This is a genomic window from Mycoplasmopsis gallinarum DSM 19816, assembly GCF_000621085.1.
GTDB classification, from domain to species: domain Bacteria; phylum Bacillota_I; class Bacilli_A; order Mycoplasmatales; family Metamycoplasmataceae; genus Mycoplasmopsis; species Mycoplasmopsis gallinarum.
Window position 1 is genome coordinate 107935 of record NZ_JHZE01000005.1, and the last position, 20828, is coordinate 128762.

Genomic DNA, 20828 nt, shown 5'->3' on the forward strand with positions numbered 1-20828 from the left:
CAAAAAATTTGATATTTCTTTTCAATCCATAATTTAATTATATTAATAAAATAAATAAAATTAACATAATAAAAATGAACCAAACAAAGAACGAAATTGAAACTTTGTTTTCGGTTCATTTTAATATTTTTAATTGTTATTATGTAATTTTTTTGGATTAAAGACTCAATCTGGAATTTCAATAGAGTTATCTCAAACACTTAATTTTAAAAAGTTTGAAGCTAATGAATTACTATTTGGTAAATTAATTAATTCATCTATATTATTGGCAAACCCAAATCAATTGTATCTTTGAAATTTGTTTTGTTCTTTATTTCAAGTGTATGAATAATTATTAAAAGAAGTAGCAAAATTATAATATCCAGCTGCATTTAGGCTTGTAATATAATTTCCGTGATCATCAACTACTCCAGTACCACTTAAGCCACCTCTAAAGAAAATTGGTGCATAACTTGTTAAATGAGCAGGGTTGGTTCTTGTAAAACTTTCACGATAAAAGCCTATATTGCTATCATTATAAATATAACCAATTTGTTTATATCCAGGAAATCCTGACATTAAACGATTAGTTGAATAATTTAATTTGTGATTAAAACTTGGATTTTTATTTACTGCTTGATACATTGTTAAAAAGAAAGCTATATTATCTTTATTGTAATCGCTAATACCTAAATTAGGTAATTTTTGCATGTTTTCAAATCATAAAGCTGCTTGAAATTTTCCATTCTTTTTCAAGTTAGTAATAATTTCATTTGTATCTATCATGTAAGTTGCTAAATCAGCCGAAACTTTTGGTTTATTGTTTGCCTCAGCCATTATTCCTTCATCATCATATTGTTTATAACCTGTTCAAAAGGTAAAAACTTTGGCATTAGCAGCATTTGAATTATCTACACCTTTTTCATTATCTGCTGAAATAACATAATGAGCAGTACCATTTAAGGTAAAGACAGGACTTGAATTTCAAGCATTTAAAATAGGATTATCTACAGTTTGATTATTATTAATAACATGATTATTCGTAATGAAATAATATTTACCATCATTTGCGTTTTTATTTACTTTGCCCAACATCAATGAAGAGCCATTATTGAAAGCAAGTACACGATTGTTTAAATCTTTAATTCTTGGATCATTGTATGATAAGTGCATAATTTCAACAGAAGTTTTATATCCTTCATGCCATTTGTAGGGTAAATTTTCATTCGGATTATATTTAAATAATTCACCATGATTATAACCATCATTATAAATATAAAGCGGCATATTTTCTGGTGTCATAGTCATATTTTTATAATCAAAAACATTTGTTTGATATTGACTAAAAATTTCATTAGCTAAATTATTTTGATATTGAATTGAAACATTAGCTCCATAATTTTGATTAAAATAAAGTGCTTGTTTAGGATTAAATTTAGTTTCTGGCAGAGTAGTATCATAATATTTTAAGGTTTCAGCAATACGATCACCTACTATTTTATAGCCATTTTCGTCTCTTAATTTCAATTTAAATTCAATTCCTTTTGCAACTAATTTAAAACTTAATTCATAAGGGATATTTATATTATTCAAATTAAAACTTTGATTATTAATAACTACCGAATTATTACTTTTTAATTCTGCTCAATTGAGAGCCACTTTTAAAGTTTCATTTTCATTTAAAATTCGATTAAAACGATTTTCATCTAAAAATAAAATATTGCTAAAAAATTCAAAATTAATTTGCGCATTACTAATTTCATTTCTTTCAAGTAAAGTTTCATAGTATTCTTTTTTAAATAATCATTTAACTTCTCTTTGTTCTGAATCAATATCAAAATAATTATCTTTATAATTAAGTTTAATTTTTCTTTCTCTTAAAACTTTTTGATTAGCTAAAAAGACTTTTTTCATATTATGTTGTGCTTGCAATGATTTTAATAATTCTGAGTCACTGATTTCTGATTGCTCAGAATTATTAAAATTGCTAATTTCATATCAGGTATCACCAATTATTTCTCTATTTCTTGTTTCTTGCGGAAATTGATAATTGCTATATGCTAAACGAATAAAAACGCGATTATTAATTAATTTAACTTCTTTAATTTTAATCTGATTTCAATTTGGAAATTTTCAATTGTGATAATTTAATTCAGTCACTGTAAAATAATCATTATTAATACTTTGATTAAGTATATTTTGCGCAAACTGATTGCTTGAAATTGCTCCTAATGTTTCAAAATTAAAATTAAAATCATTTAAAGTAATTTTATTCAATAAAGCTTCAGGATAAGCTTCCAGTTGATAATCATTAAATAAGTTTTCTAATGTAATATTTTGATTAGAACTATATCTTTTAGTTGGATCACTTTTATTAATAAAACCCAATTTAAAACTTAAAGAATTAGCTTTATTACTTACAACATCATAATAATATACATAGTAATTTTCTAAGATTGAAGCAAGATTAAGATTATTAGCTAAGTCAGTGCTGTTTTTAATTTGATTTTTTTGACTTTGCTCACTATTGTTGTTTACCATTACTAATAAATTATTCAACTTATCAAATGCTTGTTGTTGAATAATTAAAGCAGGATCCAATACTCTTCTAGTACGATTATCTTTTTGATTATTAGGCCCTTGGGCAAAATTGTAAATAAAGTTCGTGCTATTAATTAGATTCATTTGGTTAATGATATTGGCCTCAGGTTGATTTTGCGTTGCAAAATCATTTGCATTCAATCAACGTCCTTGAGGATAATTATCTGTTTGCGTAAATTTTCTGAAATGTTTAAGTTTATAACCTAAAGTACTAATACCAGTGTAATTATTATTTTCAAAAAGGCCAAATTGGACTGTAGCAGTGCCATTAGTATCATCATAATATTGATTATTAAAAATATTAGCTTGATCTTTGGTTAAAAATTTAATTTGATATTTACCATTACTTGGCAATCTATATAATGAATTTAATTGATCATAAATTTCAGAAGCTAAATAATTTTCATGTGTGTTATTTTGATCTATTACTTCCACTTCAGAGAGAATTTTACTGATATTGTTATTAACAACCAAATTAACAAAAAAAGCATCCTCTAAATTATTTTCATCATAAATAAAATTATTAAAAATAATTGGATAAATTAAACTTTGTCCTTTTTTTTGTAATTTTACTAAAGCTTTAATTAAATTATTTCCTTGAAAGTAGAAAAATGGCAATTCTTGATTATCATCAGTTTTTAAATAATCAACAACTTCCACAATTTCTCAACCATCTAAATTGAAATTAAAGGATTTTTTAACAACTTCTAAAAACAATTCTTTATTTAAAGATTTGTTTACATTGAAACTGTTAGTGATTTGATTCAATTCAACATCAGCATATTTATTATTACTGTTTTTAATTTCATTTGCAGTTTCATATAAATAATCAAGTAAACTAAAATCAGGATTATTTTTAGCTATTTTTAATTTATTTAAATAATATTCAGAAGCCTGAAAAGTAATGTTTTTATTCAAATTATTTAAATAAGTATAAATATAATTTCCGCCAAAAGCATCATTAATATTACGATTATTTTCAGTTAATAAATTAGAAACAGTTTTCAAAGTTAAATTATTCAATTTAATGTCAATTGATAAAGATAATCTTGATTCATAAGCCCTAACATCTTTGTAATCTCTACCAATTCTAATTCTTTTTGCCACTTCTCTAATATCATTAAATGACTTATCTCAATTAATTTCAAAATCAAATAAATTATTAATTTTTGAAACTTTTTTACTAAAAGCTTTATTTAAAATATCTCGATGTGTAATTAAATTATTACCAGCTAAAGAATTAATAAAACCATAGTCAATATCATAAAGCTGAGTGATTGAAGTAATATTTATATCATTAACTAATTGTTTTAAATCATTAGGGAATACAACATTTTTAGTAATTATCTTGCTATATTTGCCTTTAGAAACTTCTAATTCTAAATTTAATTGATTTAAGTTATCCTCATCAATAATTAAACTTTTTATATTAAATTCAATACCATTTTGATTTTGCAAATTTAAAAAATATGGTGCATTTTGTTTAGTGATACTTGTTGCATAAAATTGAATATTTAATTTAGGATTAATATTAGGATTAATTTCTAAATTAAAAGAATTAACAAAATTGTTAACTGTATTACTATCATCATATAAAGCTTTATCTTTAAAACCTTCAATCGTAAAGTTTTTAGTTTCTGAAATTACTTTTTGACCATAAAAGTCCATATTTATAATGTTATAAATAAATGAAATTGTATTATTTTCTAAATTTCTTACTAAATTTTTGGGTCCATCGAGTGTGTATGAGTTATTTAAATTGTAAGTAATTGAACTTAATTGTGTATCTTCTGTAAAGATATTTTGTTTATCAGGATATGCAAAATTTAGCTCCAAATGATTTAATTTTGCTTTTTCTTCTGCAATTAAAGTTGCTAAACTTTTACCAATTTTAAAATTATCAATTTCTTTGGTTAAAACTTGACTAATAATATTAGCATTTAATTCAGTTTTCAAACTTTTTAGTTTATATTGCAGAATTAATTTGCCTTTTTCATTTTCAACTTGAATAATTCTCGGATCAACAATCGCAATTAAATCATTTGAATTGCTTTGGAAATTAGATGCTACTGCATCTAATGCAAAAGTATTATTTTGATTAGGATAGTTAAAAATGAAATTATTTTGATTTAATCTTTCTAATTCTTGATTAATTAATTCTTGATTTTCTCTCTCATTAGTTTTAAAACCTTGTAGAGTTAAACTGCTAACGTTGCTTTTAACAGTGATTAAAGAATTGTTAAATTCTAAATAATATGAAACTTCTAAAGTTCCTAAATCATCATTAGGATTTAAATTAACAAACACTATTCTTGTATTATTTTGCACTGGGCTTAAAAATGTTGATAAATCATTTTCATTAACTTGTGAAGCTTTAACATTTGCAATTTCACCTTGATTATAAAGAACAATTTTTTGAACATTTGAATTTTGTAAAATATTATTTAATTCATCTTTTTTGATCTGTCTAATTTTTTTCAAACTATTAAAATTATTTAAGTCTATGGTTCTAATTTTTGAACTGGTATTTTCTAAGCCTGCCTTTTTAGAAATTATTTTATAAGCAATAGTTGCTGATCCATTTTCATTATCTTGATTAGATACATTAATAATGTTTAAAGCAATATCATTGGGTTTATCTACTAAAATAAAATTGGTATTGTTTATTTCACTTGGCAAATCATCTAAATCTGAATAGCTTAAATTTAAAGAATCAATTAAAGAATTTAAACGATTTTGTTCGTTTTGAATGGCAATTTTATTTTGTTCACTGTCGTATTCATCTTGAGTTTTAAAACCTGAAAGGGAAGCATATTTAATTACTTTAATTAAATTTCGATTAAAATTTTTGCTTAAAGTATATTCAAGAGTAATTTCACCATTTAAATCATTGAAATCAATGATTTTGACATCAATTACATCAATATCATTATTTGGTCTGTTATTATAAATTAAATGTTCGCTAGAACTTTGGGAAGGTAAAATTTCATCTTTATTGACATAATCGAAGGCAACTTCATAGTTTTTTAATTCATTTTTTATTGCTTTAATTGTTTTTTCGTTTCTTTGATTCAAACTATCAAAGTTATTTAAAATTACAACTCTTGTTTTTGATTTTAAATTTTCAAAATTAGTTTTTGTGCTTAATAATTCAAACTTAACTTCTAATGAACCCTCATTATCATTTAAATTATTTAAAGTAATAATATGTAATTTAGCATCAGCTAAATTAGCATTTTCAAAATCAAATTTTGCAATTTGAACTTCGCTTGGTAAAGTGTTTACCATTTCTGGATAAGTTAAATTTACATTTTCTATTAATAAATTTAATCGTTCGATTTCTTGATCATTTAAGCTTTGATTAATAAAATTAAAACCATTGATTTTACCTTCTAAATTAGTTTTTTGATAATTTTTATTTTGATAAGTAAATTGCAAATCATATGAAAAAAAGATAGTGCCTGTACTTTGATTAATATTTTTAATTTTAATATTTGTAACAATGAAAGAATTAGTTTCAAAATCATTACCAATATTATGTAAATCAGGTTTTATTTTAGCTAAATCCAGTTCTTGGACTGTTAAAGTTTTATTACCTTCATAATTAAATTCCATATCAAAATTAAAACTAGGTTCATTATTATTTTTTTTATTAAAACAACTAGTTGATAAAAAAACTAAAACTGATGATGCAGATGATAATAAAGTTAAACTCTTTTTAAATTTCATAAATACCAACCTTTCAATTTTTAAATTCCTTATGTGCAACAATTATAAAAAACTAAAAAATATTTAATCAGTTTTAAAACTTAAATTAAAAATAAAACCAGAATATTTCATATTCTGGCTTAAGTTAAATTATTTTTTTAAATTGTAAAAGGCATTTGAACCTTTGAATTCGCTTGCTTCTGCTAATTCTTCTTCAATTTGTAATAATCTGTTGTATTTTGCAATTCTGTCACTTCTTGATAATGATCCGGTTTTAATTTGGCCAGTATTTAAGGCAACAGCTAAATCAGCGATAGTTGAGTCTTCAGTTTCACCTGATCTATGACTTACGACAGCAGTCATATTGTTTTTTTGTGCTAATTGAATTGCATCAATAGTTTCAGTTAAAGTTCCAATTTGATTCAATTTAATTAAAATTGAATTCATTGCTTTTAATTCAATTGATTTTTGTAATAATGCTGGATTAGTTACAGTTAAGTCATCTCCCACAATTTGTAATTGATTACCAAATTTAGTAGTAAATTTTTGGAATCCCGCTCAATCATTTTCAGCAAAACCATCTTCAATTGAAATAATTGGATATTGTGCTAATAATTCGCCATAGTAATCTAATAACTCTTCTGTAGTAAAGGTTAATTTAGTATCAGTTAAGTTTTCAAAACCAGCTTGTTTATTATTAATAGCTTTTTGTAATTTTTTGAAAGTATAAATTCCAGTTTCTTCATCATAGAATTCACTTGAAGCAGCATCGATAGCAATAGCAATTGCATTTTCACCGCTAGTTGCCGGATTATAGCCAGCTTCTTTGATTGCTTGAGTTAAGAAATCAAGCACTTCAATATGACTTTTAGCATTTGGAGCAAATCCACCTTCATCTCCAACTTGAGTTCCATGGCCTTTTTGTTTTAAAATTTTAGCTAAAGTATGGAAAACTTTATTAGCCATTTGTAAAGCTTGTCTAAAGGTTTTAGCACCTAAAGGCATAATCATAAATTCTTGAAAATCAACTGTATTAGAAGCATGTGCTCCACCATTTAAAACATTTAACATTGGTACAGGTAATTCAGAAGCATTTACTCCTCCTAAATATCTATACAATGGTAATCCTAATTCATTAGCTGAAGCAATAGCATTAGCTAATGAAATACCTAAAATAGCATTAGCACCAAATTTGCTTTTATTTGGAGTTCCATCTAATTTAATCATTGCTTTATCTAAAGCTCTTTGATCAAATGATTCTAAGCCAATTAACGCAGGCGCTAAAATGTTATTTACATTATCAACAGCAGTATGAACTCCTTTGCCACCAAATCAATCATTAGCATAAGCAGTATTAGCATCTCTTAATTCTAAAGCTTCTTTTGAACCTGTTGAAGCTCCTGAAGGTACATTAGCAATTCCGTATCCTCCATTTTCAGTTCATAATTCAACTTGTACAGTTGGATTACCACGAGAGTCTAAAATTTCTCTCGCTTTAATCATTGCTATTCTTGACATTTGTCTCCTTATTAATTTAATTAATTCTTTTATTTAAAACACTTGTTTAATTATATTTATTTTGCATAGAAATAAAGATTTTTATAAAAAAATGAATGTGTTTTTTGCATATTTTTCACATTCATTTTATTTAATTTGTACTAATGAAATTTCGTTATTTAATACTTCTAATTCTAGCTCATTTAATAAGTTTAATTCATGTTCTAATTTTTCAGCATCAGCTAATTTTGGCTTTGTTACAGGTTTTTTAGGCGCAAATAATTCACAAGTTTCGCTGGCTTTTTCAATAGAAATTTCATATGTTCCAATTTGTTTAGCGATATTAATAGTTTCGTTTTTATCATTTGAAATTAAAGGTCTTAAAACTAATAAATCGGTTACGTGATTAATTGTATACATTGATTCAAGTGTCTGTGAAGCAACTTGACCTAAATTTTCTCCGTTTGATAAACAAAAAAAGTTTTGTTTTTTAGCGAATTGCGTAGCAATTCTATAAAAACTACGACGCATTAAATTAATTTTAAAGGCTTCATTTGAAACTAAAGAAATATAGTTCATTGGTTTAGCATAATCAACTAAGAATAAATTGCTATTACCTTGATATTTAGTTAAAACTTTGACTAGTCTCTGCATTTTGTCTATAGTTTTATTATCAGTTTGAGGAGGAGTAATAAAAGAGAAAAATTCAACTTTTAAACCTCTTTTCATTAATTCAAAAGCAGCTACTGGAGAATCAATGCCACCTGACATTAAATGTAAAGTTTTTCCAGCTGAACCTACTGGCAAGCCACCAAGCCCCATAATGTATTGGTCAAAAATATAAGCATTATTTTTTCTAATTTCAACTGCAATTATGCATTCAGGATTGTGTACATCAACCTTTATTCCATCAATATTTTTTAATAAATATTCACCTAAAAGCATATTAATTTCTTGAGATTTATATGGATAATTTTTATCCGATCTTCTTGCTTCAACTTTAAAAGTTTTAGCTTGATTTTTACTTAATAAAGCAGCAGCTGTTTTTTTAATTGTTTCTAAATCTTTTTCACAAACAACAACAGGAGAATAAGAAGAAATTCCAAATAAATATTGCATTTTTTCTAAATTGTCTTCACTATAAGGAATAAACATTCTGTCATATTCAATTTCAGGTTTTAAGTTAAAAATTCGTCTAATATTATTATTTAAATAATCTACAAACAAATTACGGTTTTTATTTTTAAGAGTTAGTTCTCCGTATCTCATTAAAATTTTTGAATACATTTTTACTTTCTCGCTTTGTATATTTTTTTAAATCATTGAAAATTTGCTCATAATCATTTTGTGATTTTGATTGATTAATACTTAAAAGTAAATTAACGATCTTTTTGTTTTGAATTTTAAGTTTTTCTAATTGGCTAATTCAAATTTCAACCATTTTTTGATAAATTTTCTTAGTAGTTGCCTCAATGTAAATTTCTTGAATTAATTCATTTCGTTTGATGAAATTTTTTGACGACAAACTCATTTTTTTTCTTTTAATTCATTCATCATTAAAGGATTTATTATATTTTAATAATTCTTTCATTTTATTCATACTTTGTTTGTTATTGTCTAAATAAATAGTCAAATTACTAAAAATATAGTTATATAAATTTTCTAAATTATTGATTAAGAAATCTTTGTAATTTTTATGATTGTGAGCTTTTTGATAATTGATGATTTGTTCATTAACTTTATTTTGTAAATCTAAAATTTTTAGAGCTAAATTTTTAAAATGGAAAATTAGTTCCTCATTTTCTAAATCATTTTTAATTAAATTGAAATCATTTTTAATTTCAGTTAGCATTTCATAAATAATTTCTCTATCTTTTTCACGAACAGCATCATTGAAGTCTTTTAAAGTATTAACAACAATTAAAATTTGATTTTTTAATTCATTTAAATTATTTTCAATAAATTTTATTTCTTCTAATCTAACTTCATATCTATATTTAATCTTTGTTAAAGTAAAAGCCAATTTTTGTACTTTTTTAACATTTTTTGGAAATTGATTATTTAATCAAGTTTCTTGTAAAACAAGAATTGCTTTTTGATAATCGTTATATTGTGAATGATTGTTTGAGAGATTTAAAATTTCTTCATTTAAATGTGGTAAATAATTGAAAATAAATCATTCTAAATTTTTAATACCATTAATCTTTTTAATAAATAAATCAATTTTTTTCTGATTTTCGTAAATTTCATTTAAAAGATTATTTAAATTGTTTTTTTTGTTTTCTTCCTCTAATGATTGAGTTGTTCTAAATAATTCTTTTAATTCTGTTTCTAAACTCTCAAAAGTTTTAGCAAATTTTTGTTTATGATTATTTAAGTATTCTTTTAAAGTATTTAAACATTTAAAAGAATGATCAAGAGCAATTTGCATTTGTTCATATAAATTAGTCAAATCAAAAGGTAAAGCAACATAAAAACGATTGTGAATTAAATTTAACTCATTAATTTCTTTTCTCATTTTTTTGTATTCTTTAGTGGATTTAGATAGTTTTTTCTTATCAATTTCTTCATTGAGTTGAATTTTAATTTCGTTAATTTGTTGAATTTTTTTATTAGTTTCTTGATTGATCTGAATTAGTTCATCTTTATGTTTTAAATAGTCGCTACTTAACTTAACTAAATTTTTGATAATAGCTAAACTAGCATTTTCGTTGTTTTCAATTTTAAAAATTTCTTTATTTCATGTATTTATTTCCGCTTCATAAAAATTAATTTTTTTTCTGCGAATTGCTAAGTAAGTTAAAAATCCTAGAGCAATTAAACAAAGTAAAATCAGTAATGCAACAGCTGAAATTTTCAAATAAAATATTCAATTCATACGTTTAATTATAATAATTAAATTTACAAAAATAAAAAAACAATAATAAAGCTATTATTGTTTCTTAAATTATTGATTACGTGAATCAAGACTGTCGTAACCTTCAACTTTTTTACCTTTGTAAAAACCACAATTTGGACAAACTTTGTGTTGTTGAATCATTTTTGAACAGTTTGAACATGCTACTAAATTTGGAAGATCTAAAGCATGGTGAGTACGTCTTTTATGTTTACGTTGTTTTGAAGTTTTACGTTTTGGAACTATGGCCATGATTTCTCCTTTACATATTTTATTAAACTAGTTTAAATTTGAGTTTTATTTAATTTTTTGCGCAAAAAAATAAAAATAAAAAAATATGTATTAATTATAAATAAAAAAAATCTTTTCAATAATAAAAAAATACTTATGAAAGTCTGATGAATTTTTTACTCAATTATGCAATTTTATATTTATTTATATAATTAAAAATAATTAGATTGGAAGACTATGAAACTAATAAAATATAAAAACTTACAAAAGAAATTGAAATATCAAAGTTTATGTTTTTTGCCAATTATTCCATTTGCAACTATTTCACCAAGTTGTATTTTTTGAGATTCAAAAGAAATTAATGATAGTGGAATTCAATTAGTAAGAGAGAGCGATAATTACAATTTGGATAGTTTAATTTTAAATAAATACAAAGTAGAATTACCTGGATACATATTTCAAAATGAAATAGAAATAGACAAAGTAAATTGATTAGATGATTCATTATTTAATTTAGAAATAATTGATAATCAAAATGTTTTAGTTTATCATGATCCAGTTAATGGCATTATTTTTAGAGATTTTTCTTATGGTGAAATTACTAATAATGAAACAGGGAAAAAAGAAAATCGTTTTCTTTTAGGTAAAACCGGTTTAGCTTTATTAGCAAAAATGTTTTACAATAAAATGACTTTTGGTTCTGAAATTGCCTATCTTGATTCAATTAATATTAATAATTTTTCTATTATTGATAATTCATCTTTAGGTCTATATATACCTTCAATCAAACAAATTCATTTAAATGGCGGATTTGTAGCAGAATTTGGATTTTCATTAGAACAAAAAGTAATTTATTTAATGAGTTCACTTTATCATGAATATATGCATCATTGAGCAAATAGTTATGTTAACTATGGCAATTATATAGATAGTCAAAGTCGTAAAAATTTATTTACGCAAGTTAAATATCGTACTCCTGATGGGCTTAGTGAAAAGCCTTCAATTAAAACGAATAAATACTTTTATAGTGATTTTTATAATAAATTTAAATTTTATTTAAATTATCAAGGTGGAACTGATATTAATAAAAGTGCTGTAGCCACAAACCCTTATTTTATAGGCAAATACTTTACAATCGGTGAAATTTTTGACTTAGCCAATACCACTGATGATGCACTTTTTGAAGAATTATTTTTAAAACTAAAAAATCATAGTAATCCAGCTAATGATAAAATTTCATTTAATCCTTATAGTGAAAATAATAATTTAATGAATATTTTTGGTTCATTGTTTGGCAAACAAAGAAATACAAAAAATGAAAACATAACTACAGATTATGACTTCTCTAATTTATCATATTATTATTCAATGGTGGAACTGATTCCAAGAGAGTGAATTAAGTACAATTATTTAAGTGATTATTCGCCAAGTAATTCAACAAATAAAATTTTATGAACAATTTCTAATGATGAAGAAAAATATAAAATTTCGCAAAATTATTTAGGCACTTTTAAACAAAGTGCATATTATTCACAATATATTAATAATTCTTATGTTTCAGATTGATCGAGATCTTTAATTAATGCAACTCCTTTTATTGGTTATAATGGTCTTAGTTCAGAACAAAAAAGAGAAATTATTTTTTCTAATAATGTTTGATTGGATAAAGTACAATTTACTGAAAATACTCAAGTGCCAACTTATAAACTTTTTTACAAATTATTTTTAGATACAATGGGATACGGCAAAGTTATTAGTCAAATGAAAAACTATGCAAACAATAGTTATAACAATTTTCAAAGCGATGAAAATAAAGTATCTTTAACTGGTTATTTAGATAATAAATATGATGCTTTGCTAATTTACGAACCAGTTGAAAATGAAAAAAGAAACTTAAAAAAGGTAAATTTAAATTATTTAAATTATGTGCGTTTTGAAGGGAAAAATCATCCAGAAGATCGTGAATATAAATTAAAACCTAAAGATGTCTTAGATGATTTATCTGCCAAACAATATGTGTATTATTCTGATTATTTCAATATTAATAAATCTTTAAATAGTGAAATTGCTTTTTGAAAAGATCTTAATCAAGATAATGAAATTCAATGAGAAACTGAAGTAAAAAGCACTTTTGATTCTACTGCTTTACCGCAAAGACCAATTATTAATTCAGACAGCGAGCAATTTGACAGACCAAAATATTACCGTATTTATAATGAAAACGAAAATGGAAACTATAAATTAAAAATTAGGAGTAACTAAAATGCAACAGGAATTGCAAAAAGAAATGAATCAAAAAGAAAAACCAATTAAGAGAAAAAAACATATTTTTCCCTTAATTGGTTCAATAATTAATGTTCAAGCCTATAAATATGATGGAACACTTTATCGTCAATGAAATGGAGTGAAAGTTTTACGTAATACTAAACAACATTATGTTTTATTAATGCAAAGAACTAAAGTAGCAGAATTAAATAAAAGAAATTGAATTTTAAGTGAACCATGATTATGATTTATGCCGAAACATGAAATGCATAATGCGTTTGTTTTTTTAAAGAAAAAAAACAATTATGTTTATGTTAATTTAGCATCTAAACCAATTTATGAAGATAATACAATTAAGTTTGTTGACTTTGATTTAGATGTCAAAAATTACTTAAAAAACGAATTAACTGTTGTTGATCGTGATGAATTTAAAGAAAATCGCAAGAAATATAATTACAGCTCTAAACTCGTTAATATGATCTATAACAGTTTAGAAAACATTTTTACAAAATATGAAAATGATGAATATTATTACAATGATGAAGTAGTTAATTATTACATTGATTTAGCTATTAAAGATAAATCAATTAGTGAAAATTTCCGTCAAAATGCTAAAAAAAATACAAAATTTAAACGTCCTTTATAAAATTTATAATAAATAAAATATAAAATTATATTGTAGATATGAAAGTTAATGGAAACTAAAATGAAAAAGTATCAACCTATCAATAATCAAGAAACGTTGCAAATCATTCAAAACAATGAAGAAATGACTGCGCAACAAAAAGTTAAAAAATTTTATAAAGATCCCAAAGGACAAATTCCTCCAGCTGCTTATAAAATAATTAAAAATGAAAAATTAATTAAAGATATCGGAATTGGCTTTTGATTTATTTTGACCACTTTAATGATTATCGCTTTTACTTTAGTAGCAGCTCAAATTGCGCCATTTCAAAATCATTTATACGTTGGTTGATTAATTTCATTTGGTTTAATTGCTTTAATTGCTTTGTTTCTTGGAACTAAAAATTTAATTGATAGTATTAGATGAAAAAATACCATTGCCAATTTACGCGATTCTATCACTTTAGGTGATTACTCTTGATTGAATAATTTTCAAATTGCATATAAAAAATTAGTGTTAAAAAACACTAATTTAAATTGAATTTTAATTTTTATTTTAACTTATGTTGGAATTTTTACAGCGATAACCCTAGGTTTATACAATGGTGGTGATTGAGTAATAGGCAAACCTGATGCACAAAGTGTAATTTATTTAAATTTAACTTGAACTAAATGAATGGACAATGTTTTTGGCAACACAAGAATTTTTTGTTATATCAGTTTTAGTGCTTTAGGTCTTTTAATTATTTTGTATGCAAGCATTAAATTATTTGACAAAAAAAGAATTGAAGATTTAGAAAATATTTTAGGCGAAAAATTTATTGAAATTAGTGATAAAGTACAAGAATTAAAAAAAGAAAGAAACAAAATTTGATTTAGAAGTTATATTGTTATTGTTTCTTTAACAATTTTAATTCCTGTGGCTTTAATTCTTTATGCCTTTTGAAGAGGGTTAATTAAACGCAAGAAAAATTTAGTTAAATAAAAATCAAGACACAAAATATGAATTAAAACATATTAAGTCTTGATTTTTATTTATAAGTTTTAATTTAATTCTTTGATAATATCATTCAAAAATAAACTAAGAGAATCATATTCTGCAATTTTTTTATTGACATTTTCAATAGTTGACATTCCACTAAATTCATCTTCTTCAGGCTTATAAATAACCAAAGTAAAAGAATCTTCAAAGATTTTTAAATTTTTCTGATGTAAAAATTCTTTATAGCCTTTTTCGATTTTAGTTGTTTTTTTCAAATCATAATCATTAGTACTTTTAACTTCGATTGCAACTAAATGATCTTTAATTTTAATTAAATAATCAGGAAAAGATTTTCTGATTTCTTTAATATCGCCATCAATATATTCAAAGTATATACCAGTATAAACAGGATTAATGGCTCATACACTAATTGAATTAGATTCAATTGGTTTTTTATTTAAAAAACTTCTTAATTTTTTTAAAAATGATTTTTCAGGATTGGAAGTATAAACAAAAAAGTTCTCTTTTGTACTTGTTTCTGCAATTCACTGTGTTTCTTTGGAAATATAAGCATTTTCGTAAGCAGATTTGAGATTTAAATTTTCATTATTTTCTAGTCTAAATACGTTTCAATTGTTATTAAAATTATCTTTTTCAATGGGTACAAAATCAGGTAATTTAGCTTTAATAATTTTATAATCAATGCCAAGTTGATTTTGATGTTTTTGCTCTTGAAAATTTAAATAAATTTGTCTAATTTCACTCTTTTTAAGGGTGAAAAATGCATAAATTACAAGTTCAGGATTTATTTTTAATTCTTTGGCAACTTGTTTAAGTTGATTTAAGACTTCATTCTTTAAATTTAGATTTCAATAGTTTTTTTGTTTTTCAATTAAATTTTCATTAGCTAAAGCTAAATCAATAGTATTAAAAATAGCTTTGCTAATGATTCTTTTATTAGTATTTAAAAGTTTTTCACTTTCAAAAATAATTTTCGATTTTTCTTTATATTCATCTATAAATAAATTACATTGTTCTTGTAATTGATCTTTACTTATTAAATTTAATATTCTATTTCTGTATTCACTAGATCTTTTAAAATCATAATATTGATTTTTGTCAATTACACCTGAAATAAAATCAATATTTTTATATTCTGTTTTAAGTGAAAAAGAGGCTAAATATTCAATTGAAGGGACTCTAGAGTATGAATAAATGTAGTAAGAAAAGGCAGGATTTTTGGTATCTCAATTTTCGTTATTGACACCTTTCACAGCAGGATTTCTTTTAATTCTTCCTACTGTTTGAATGCTTAATGTTTCTGAAGAAACATTTCTTAATTGGACCAGCATACAAGCTCTTGGAATATCTCAACCAACTGAAGGGCCAACTTTGAAAATAATTACATCAATATCTGAATTATTTTTAGAAATTTTATCAAGCGAAATTTCTTCTCTACCACTTGAGTCTTTTTTATCATCTGAAAAATAAGTAACTCAATTTAGATGATATTTTTTAAGAATTCTTATTATTAATTCAATTTGCTTATTAAATTCTTCTTCATTTTCTTTAGTTTTATTTTCAACCTGAATTAACATTGCAGGATTAATGCCTTTAAGTCCGTATTTATTGTCTTTATCTACATAATCCTCTTTAATTTCTTTAAATTTTTGACAGGCTTTTTCAAGTAATTGAGAATTTTCGATTTCTTCTTCTTTAATATCGTCTATGCCTTCATTGTAGAGCAATCTTTCTTTTAATAATTTTGTTTCATCTTCTCTTAATTCTTTTTCAGTAATTTCTACTATGATTGAATCATTAATATTTTTAGGTGTCGCAGTCATTTCAATATAAAAATGAGCTGCATTTTTTAATTTTTCATTAGCTTTTTCAGTATCCTTATTTAATGAATTTTCTCTTTTAGCGTCATTAGCGCGATGAGCTTCATCACGAATATAAATTAATTCGGCATCTAATGAATTTTTAACATTATCTATAAAGGTATCTAAAATACCTTCTTCAGTAAAAATTCGATTTTTACCAAAAGACGCAAGTCCAAAAATTAAAAGCCCACCATTAGGCATTAAAGGAATATTTGCTGTGTAGTCTTTGACTTTATTTCCAGTTTTAGATGATGAGGGAGAAACAATATATTTAATTTCAAAACTATTATTTAAATAAGGTAAATATTTCCTAATATGTGTTTCTAATTGTTGTGGAAGAGATGCATCAGAAATAGTTGCTAAGACAAAAATTAATTTTTTGCCGTTTCTTTGATTGATTATTCTATCAATGACATTGGCAATCATGAAAGTTTTACCAGCTCCAGTAGGGGCTTTAAAAATCACTTTTGATTTATTTAAAGGATCAAAACAACTAACAATTTGATTAACAGCTTTTTCTTGAACTTTAGTTAGTTTCATTTTGTTCCTTATTATTTTTCAATGAATATAATTGTTTTAAATAATAAAGAATTCTTTCTTTATCTTCATTTTCATCTAAATAAACTTTTGCTAAATCAGCAATTTCTTGAATAAATAAATTTATTTTTTCATCCAAACTTTCATTTATATCAATTGGAAATTGTTTAGTTTCATAGACTTTTAAAGAATTTTCAAATGGTTTATTTTTATCTAATCATTTGAAATTTGAACTTCCATCAGTAGCTTTACCAAGACTAATTCGATGTAATCTTTCATAAGCTACATTTTTAGCAATATTATTTTCATTGTTGGTGACTACAGTTACACTTCTGTTACCGCCATCTTCTCTATTCAAATCTCAAACTGCATGTGCTGTTGTTCCTGAGCCAGCAAAGAAGTCTAAAACACGAGCATTTTTATTTGTATGAAGTTTTATTAAATCTTTTATTAACTGGATTGATTTAGGAAAATTAAAAATCGAAGTTTCATTAACAATTGAATTTAAAAACATTGTTGCAGAACCAGAATCATAAGCGGGTTGATATCAAATACTTTTATAATTTGGTAATTTTAAATCACCGTTTTCCAAAGTAGGTCTTATTTTTTCCATAATAGAATTCGTTGATTCTTTAAATTGTAATGAAGAAATTTTTTCTTTAAAACTTTCAAAACCAATTCTTCAACGACCAAATTCATCTTTTTTGTGATGAGGTAATATAAATTTATATCCCAACGATTCATATTTTTTTCTTAAAACTTCTAAATATGAATCATTAAATTTTTTATTAAATTTGTCATATATATTTTTATGCTCTTCATTTTGAATGGAAAAAATTTCATTATTTTTTACAAGAATAGGATAAAACATATAAGGTCTATCTTCTCTTTTAGATTCGCTACCACCTTTTTTTAAATCCATTAATTTATAAAATCCTTCAGAATCTTCAAGTGAAAATTTTTTCTCTATTTCGCTTAATTCTAATTTTTTACCATTTAATTTTATTTTTGATTCATTTTTTGCATAAATTAATAAGTATTCATTTGCTCGCGATATATGCTTTTGATCTGATCTACCGCCTAAATTATTTATTATAGTAATATTTGCTACAAAATTCTCTTCACCAAAAATTTCGTCCATTAAGACTTTTAAATAAGCCTGTTCGCTGTCATCAATTGATACAAAAATAACACCATTCTCTTTCAGAATAGTTCTAGCTTTAATTAATCTTTCACGAATCATATTTAGTCAACCATTGCGACTAAATTTGTCACGATAAATAAATTTAGAAGCAGAAATATTTTCTTTATCGTTGGCTAAATTATTACCATCTTTTTCTGTAGCTTCAGTATTATAAGGAGGATCAAGGTAAATTACATCGTAATTAAAGTCGAGCCCCGCTCTCTCTCTCTCTCTCTATTACTATTAAGTTATTTAATACATCAAAATTTTCGCCAATAATTAAAACATCCTTTTCTTTTGAATTATTTAAATCAAAATCATTACCTTCAAAAGAAAGTTCTTTATTTTCTTTAAGTAAAGTAATAAATTTATTAGTAGTTATTGGGGTTGGTGCAATATCAAAAACAAAACCAAGTTTAATTCTTTGAATTAATAATTGGTAAATATTTTGCACATCTTCTTCTTTTGCGTTGCGAATAATTGTTTTACAAAGTTCTTTTTGATCTTTATTAAAAGTACTAGTTGATAGGTTATCTATCTTTTCTAAATATTCTTCTTTAAGTGATTTTTCTTTATTTTCTAAATCAATTAAATTAGATTTTTCTTGTTGCATTTTAATCCTCCTATATTATGCTTTTTAATTATATTAGATTTAAAAAGTTATTTATGTTGCTGCATTGATTTCAAATTGAAATATTCATTAATAAACCTTATATTTAGGATAAAAAAAGCAAAATATAATTTTATATTTTGCGATTTAATTTACTTTATTAATCAGTTGACACTATTTTATCTATCATCTTTTTAGTTAAAATTTCTGCATCAAAATCATTTTGCAATTCTTCTTCAAAATCTTTTTTCATTTTTACGGTTCATTCTCTTCCCTCAAGTTTTAATTCGCTAGTTTTTCTTGCAGCTTTAAAAATTCCATTAAAAGAAGTTACTAAATTTTTATTTAAATTATTTAATTCTTCTAACGATTTAGTTTGTGCATCTTTTGATGATTTTAAAGAAAGTCAAATTTTCTTAAATGAAGAAACAAAAGAAGTGAAAGCGCCTTTAATATTATCTAAATTTTCAATAATTGCATAATTTTTTGAATATTGTAAAGATGCTTCAATACAATAAATTAAAGACAAGGGGCCAGCAACTATTACTTTTCCTGAATGTTGTCTAATTATTTCTCTAAATTCGTTATTAGAAATGAAAAAATAATACATTGCTTCACTTGGAATATACATAATAGCTTTTTCAGTAGTTTCATCAGCAACAACATATTTAGAAGTTTCCTCTAGTCTTTTCCTAAATGATTCTATTAATTTTTTATTGGCGTTTGATTTTTCAAATTCATCTTTGGCATTTAAATACGCTTCATATGATGCGACAGGAAATTTAGAATCAATAGGTAAAATTAATTTTTTATTTTCACGATCATGAATGAAAAAAGCTAAATCAACAGTTTTTTCTTTATCAATTTTATATTGAGTTTTATATAGTTCTTCTTCAGGCCCATATCAGGTTTTAACTAAAGTTTCCAAAAGATTTTCGCCTAAATTACCATATGCTTTGTTATTTTCAAAAATGTTATTGAGTCTAGTGATTTTAGTTTCAACATTATTAAGCAAACCGATTGATTTGTTGATTTTATCAATAGATTCAACAGTAGTTTTGAATTCTTCTTCAATTTTTTTAACTAATTCACTATGTAATTTTTCATTAATATCGTTTCTTATTTCATTTAAATTAGTTTCTTGAGTTTTTTTCATTAATTCAATTTGATTATTAATTAATTTTTGAAATTGCCCTAATTGTTCATTTAAATTTTTATTAAGAGTAGTTTTAAGAGTGTTATCGTTATCGCCTGTTAAGTTATTTTTAATTTGAGATAAATTATCGGTAGTATCACTTTTCAAAGATTCTATTTTATTAATTAAATTAGTTTTAAGTGACAAGTCATTATCACCACTTAATTCGGTTTTTATAGTATCAATTTTTTTAATTAATTGACTTTTTAATGAATTTTCGCCATCACTTGACAAAGAAGTTTTAATTTCTTCAATTGATTTATTAAAATCATCGAAATTTTTATTGTATTCAGAAGAAATTTGTTCTTTAGTTTCATTAGTTTTTTTATTATTTTCTTCAATTAAATTATTTAACTCCTTATTAATGATTACTCTATATTCATTCTCGAAGTTTTCTTTAAATTTTGCTACGAAATTATTTAATTGAGTTGCTACAATTTGACTATTCGATTGTTTATTTTTGATTTTTACCACTATAAATCAAATTAAAGTGGCTAATATAGCAATAAAAATCAAAATGCTTATACTAAGTAATGCTATTTGCACTTTTATTTTCCTCCTTCTTTTATATATTTAAATTATTCAAAATTTTAATTAAATTTAAATAAAAAAATCCCAGTTTATTCACTTGGGATTT

12 protein-coding genes are annotated in these 20828 nt (G+C 24.0%); 3 read left to right on the forward strand and 9 right to left on the reverse strand.

The window, feature by feature from the left end:
* Window positions 1-129: 129 nt before the first annotated feature.
* The 5 genes from Q346_RS03735 to rpmF all read right to left on the reverse strand — a co-directional run bounded on the left by Q346_RS03735 (window position 130) and on the right by rpmF (window position 10933).
* The gene (locus Q346_RS03735) at window positions 130-6309 is read right to left on the reverse strand and encodes an MGA_1079 family surface serine endopeptidase (RefSeq protein WP_051521773.1); all 6180 of its coding nucleotides are present in this window, start codon (window positions 6307-6309) and stop codon (window positions 130-132) included.
* A gap of 129 nt (window positions 6310-6438) precedes the next feature.
* The gene (eno, locus tag Q346_RS0100585; RefSeq protein ID WP_027332606.1) at window positions 6439-7806 is read right to left on the reverse strand and encodes a phosphopyruvate hydratase; all 1368 of its coding nucleotides are present in this window, start codon (window positions 7804-7806) and stop codon (window positions 6439-6441) included.
* 126 nt (window positions 7807-7932) lie between these two features.
* Window positions 7933-9072 carry a tRNA uracil 4-sulfurtransferase ThiI gene (gene thiI / locus Q346_RS0100590; protein ID WP_027332607.1) on the reverse strand — a complete coding sequence of 380 codons (1140 nt, stop codon included), beginning with the start codon at window positions 9070-9072 and terminating at the stop codon, window positions 7933-7935.
* A complete protein-coding gene (locus Q346_RS0100595) occupies window positions 9029-10663 on the reverse strand; it encodes a coiled-coil domain-containing protein (RefSeq protein ID WP_027332608.1) in 1635 nt (544 codons plus the stop codon). The genes thiI and Q346_RS0100595 overlap by 44 nt, the downstream gene beginning before the upstream one ends.
* A gap of 69 nt (window positions 10664-10732) precedes the next feature.
* Window positions 10733-10933: a 50S ribosomal protein L32 gene (gene rpmF, locus Q346_RS0100600; RefSeq protein ID WP_027332609.1), complete on the reverse strand. Its 201-nt coding sequence runs from the start codon at window positions 10931-10933 to the stop codon at window positions 10733-10735.
* A 216-nt stretch (window positions 10934-11149) separates the two neighbouring features.
* On the opposite strand from rpmF, the gene Q346_RS0100605 reads away from it, so the two are divergent.
* From Q346_RS0100605 to Q346_RS0100615, 3 genes are read left to right on the forward strand one after another with little or no spacing between them, the layout of a single operon-like run.
* On the forward strand, window positions 11150-13174 hold the full coding sequence (locus Q346_RS0100605) for an MYPU_1760 family metalloprotease (RefSeq protein WP_027332610.1): 2025 nt from the start codon (window positions 11150-11152) through the stop codon (window positions 13172-13174).
* A gap of 1 nt (window position 13175) precedes the next feature.
* Entirely contained in the window at window positions 13176-13823 is a 648-nt protein-coding gene (locus Q346_RS0100610) for a DUF402 domain-containing protein (protein WP_198763691.1), read from the forward strand.
* Between the two features lie 60 nt (window positions 13824-13883).
* Entirely contained in the window at window positions 13884-14786 is a 903-nt protein-coding gene (locus tag Q346_RS0100615; protein ID WP_027332612.1) for an MSC_0882 family membrane protein, read from the forward strand.
* Between the two features lie 59 nt (window positions 14787-14845).
* Here Q346_RS0100615 and Q346_RS0100620 read toward each other — a convergent pair whose 3' ends face one another.
* The 4 genes from Q346_RS0100620 to rmuC all read right to left on the reverse strand — a co-directional run bounded on the left by Q346_RS0100620 (window position 14846) and on the right by rmuC (window position 20737).
* Entirely contained in the window at window positions 14846-17206 is a 2361-nt protein-coding gene (locus Q346_RS0100620) for a DEAD/DEAH box helicase (RefSeq protein WP_027332613.1), read from the reverse strand.
* The gene (locus tag Q346_RS0100625) at window positions 17193-18578 is read right to left on the reverse strand and encodes a site-specific DNA-methyltransferase (RefSeq protein ID WP_027332614.1); all 1386 of its coding nucleotides are present in this window, start codon (window positions 18576-18578) and stop codon (window positions 17193-17195) included. The genes Q346_RS0100620 and Q346_RS0100625 overlap by 14 nt, the downstream gene beginning before the upstream one ends.
* Window positions 18579-18588: 10 nt before the next feature.
* Entirely contained in the window at window positions 18589-18999 is a 411-nt protein-coding gene (locus tag Q346_RS0100630; protein ID WP_051521776.1) for a hypothetical protein, read from the reverse strand.
* 157 nt (window positions 19000-19156) lie between these two features.
* Entirely contained in the window at window positions 19157-20737 is a 1581-nt protein-coding gene (gene rmuC, locus Q346_RS0100635; protein WP_027332616.1) for a DNA recombination protein RmuC, read from the reverse strand.
* Window positions 20738-20828 lie beyond the last annotated feature (91 nt).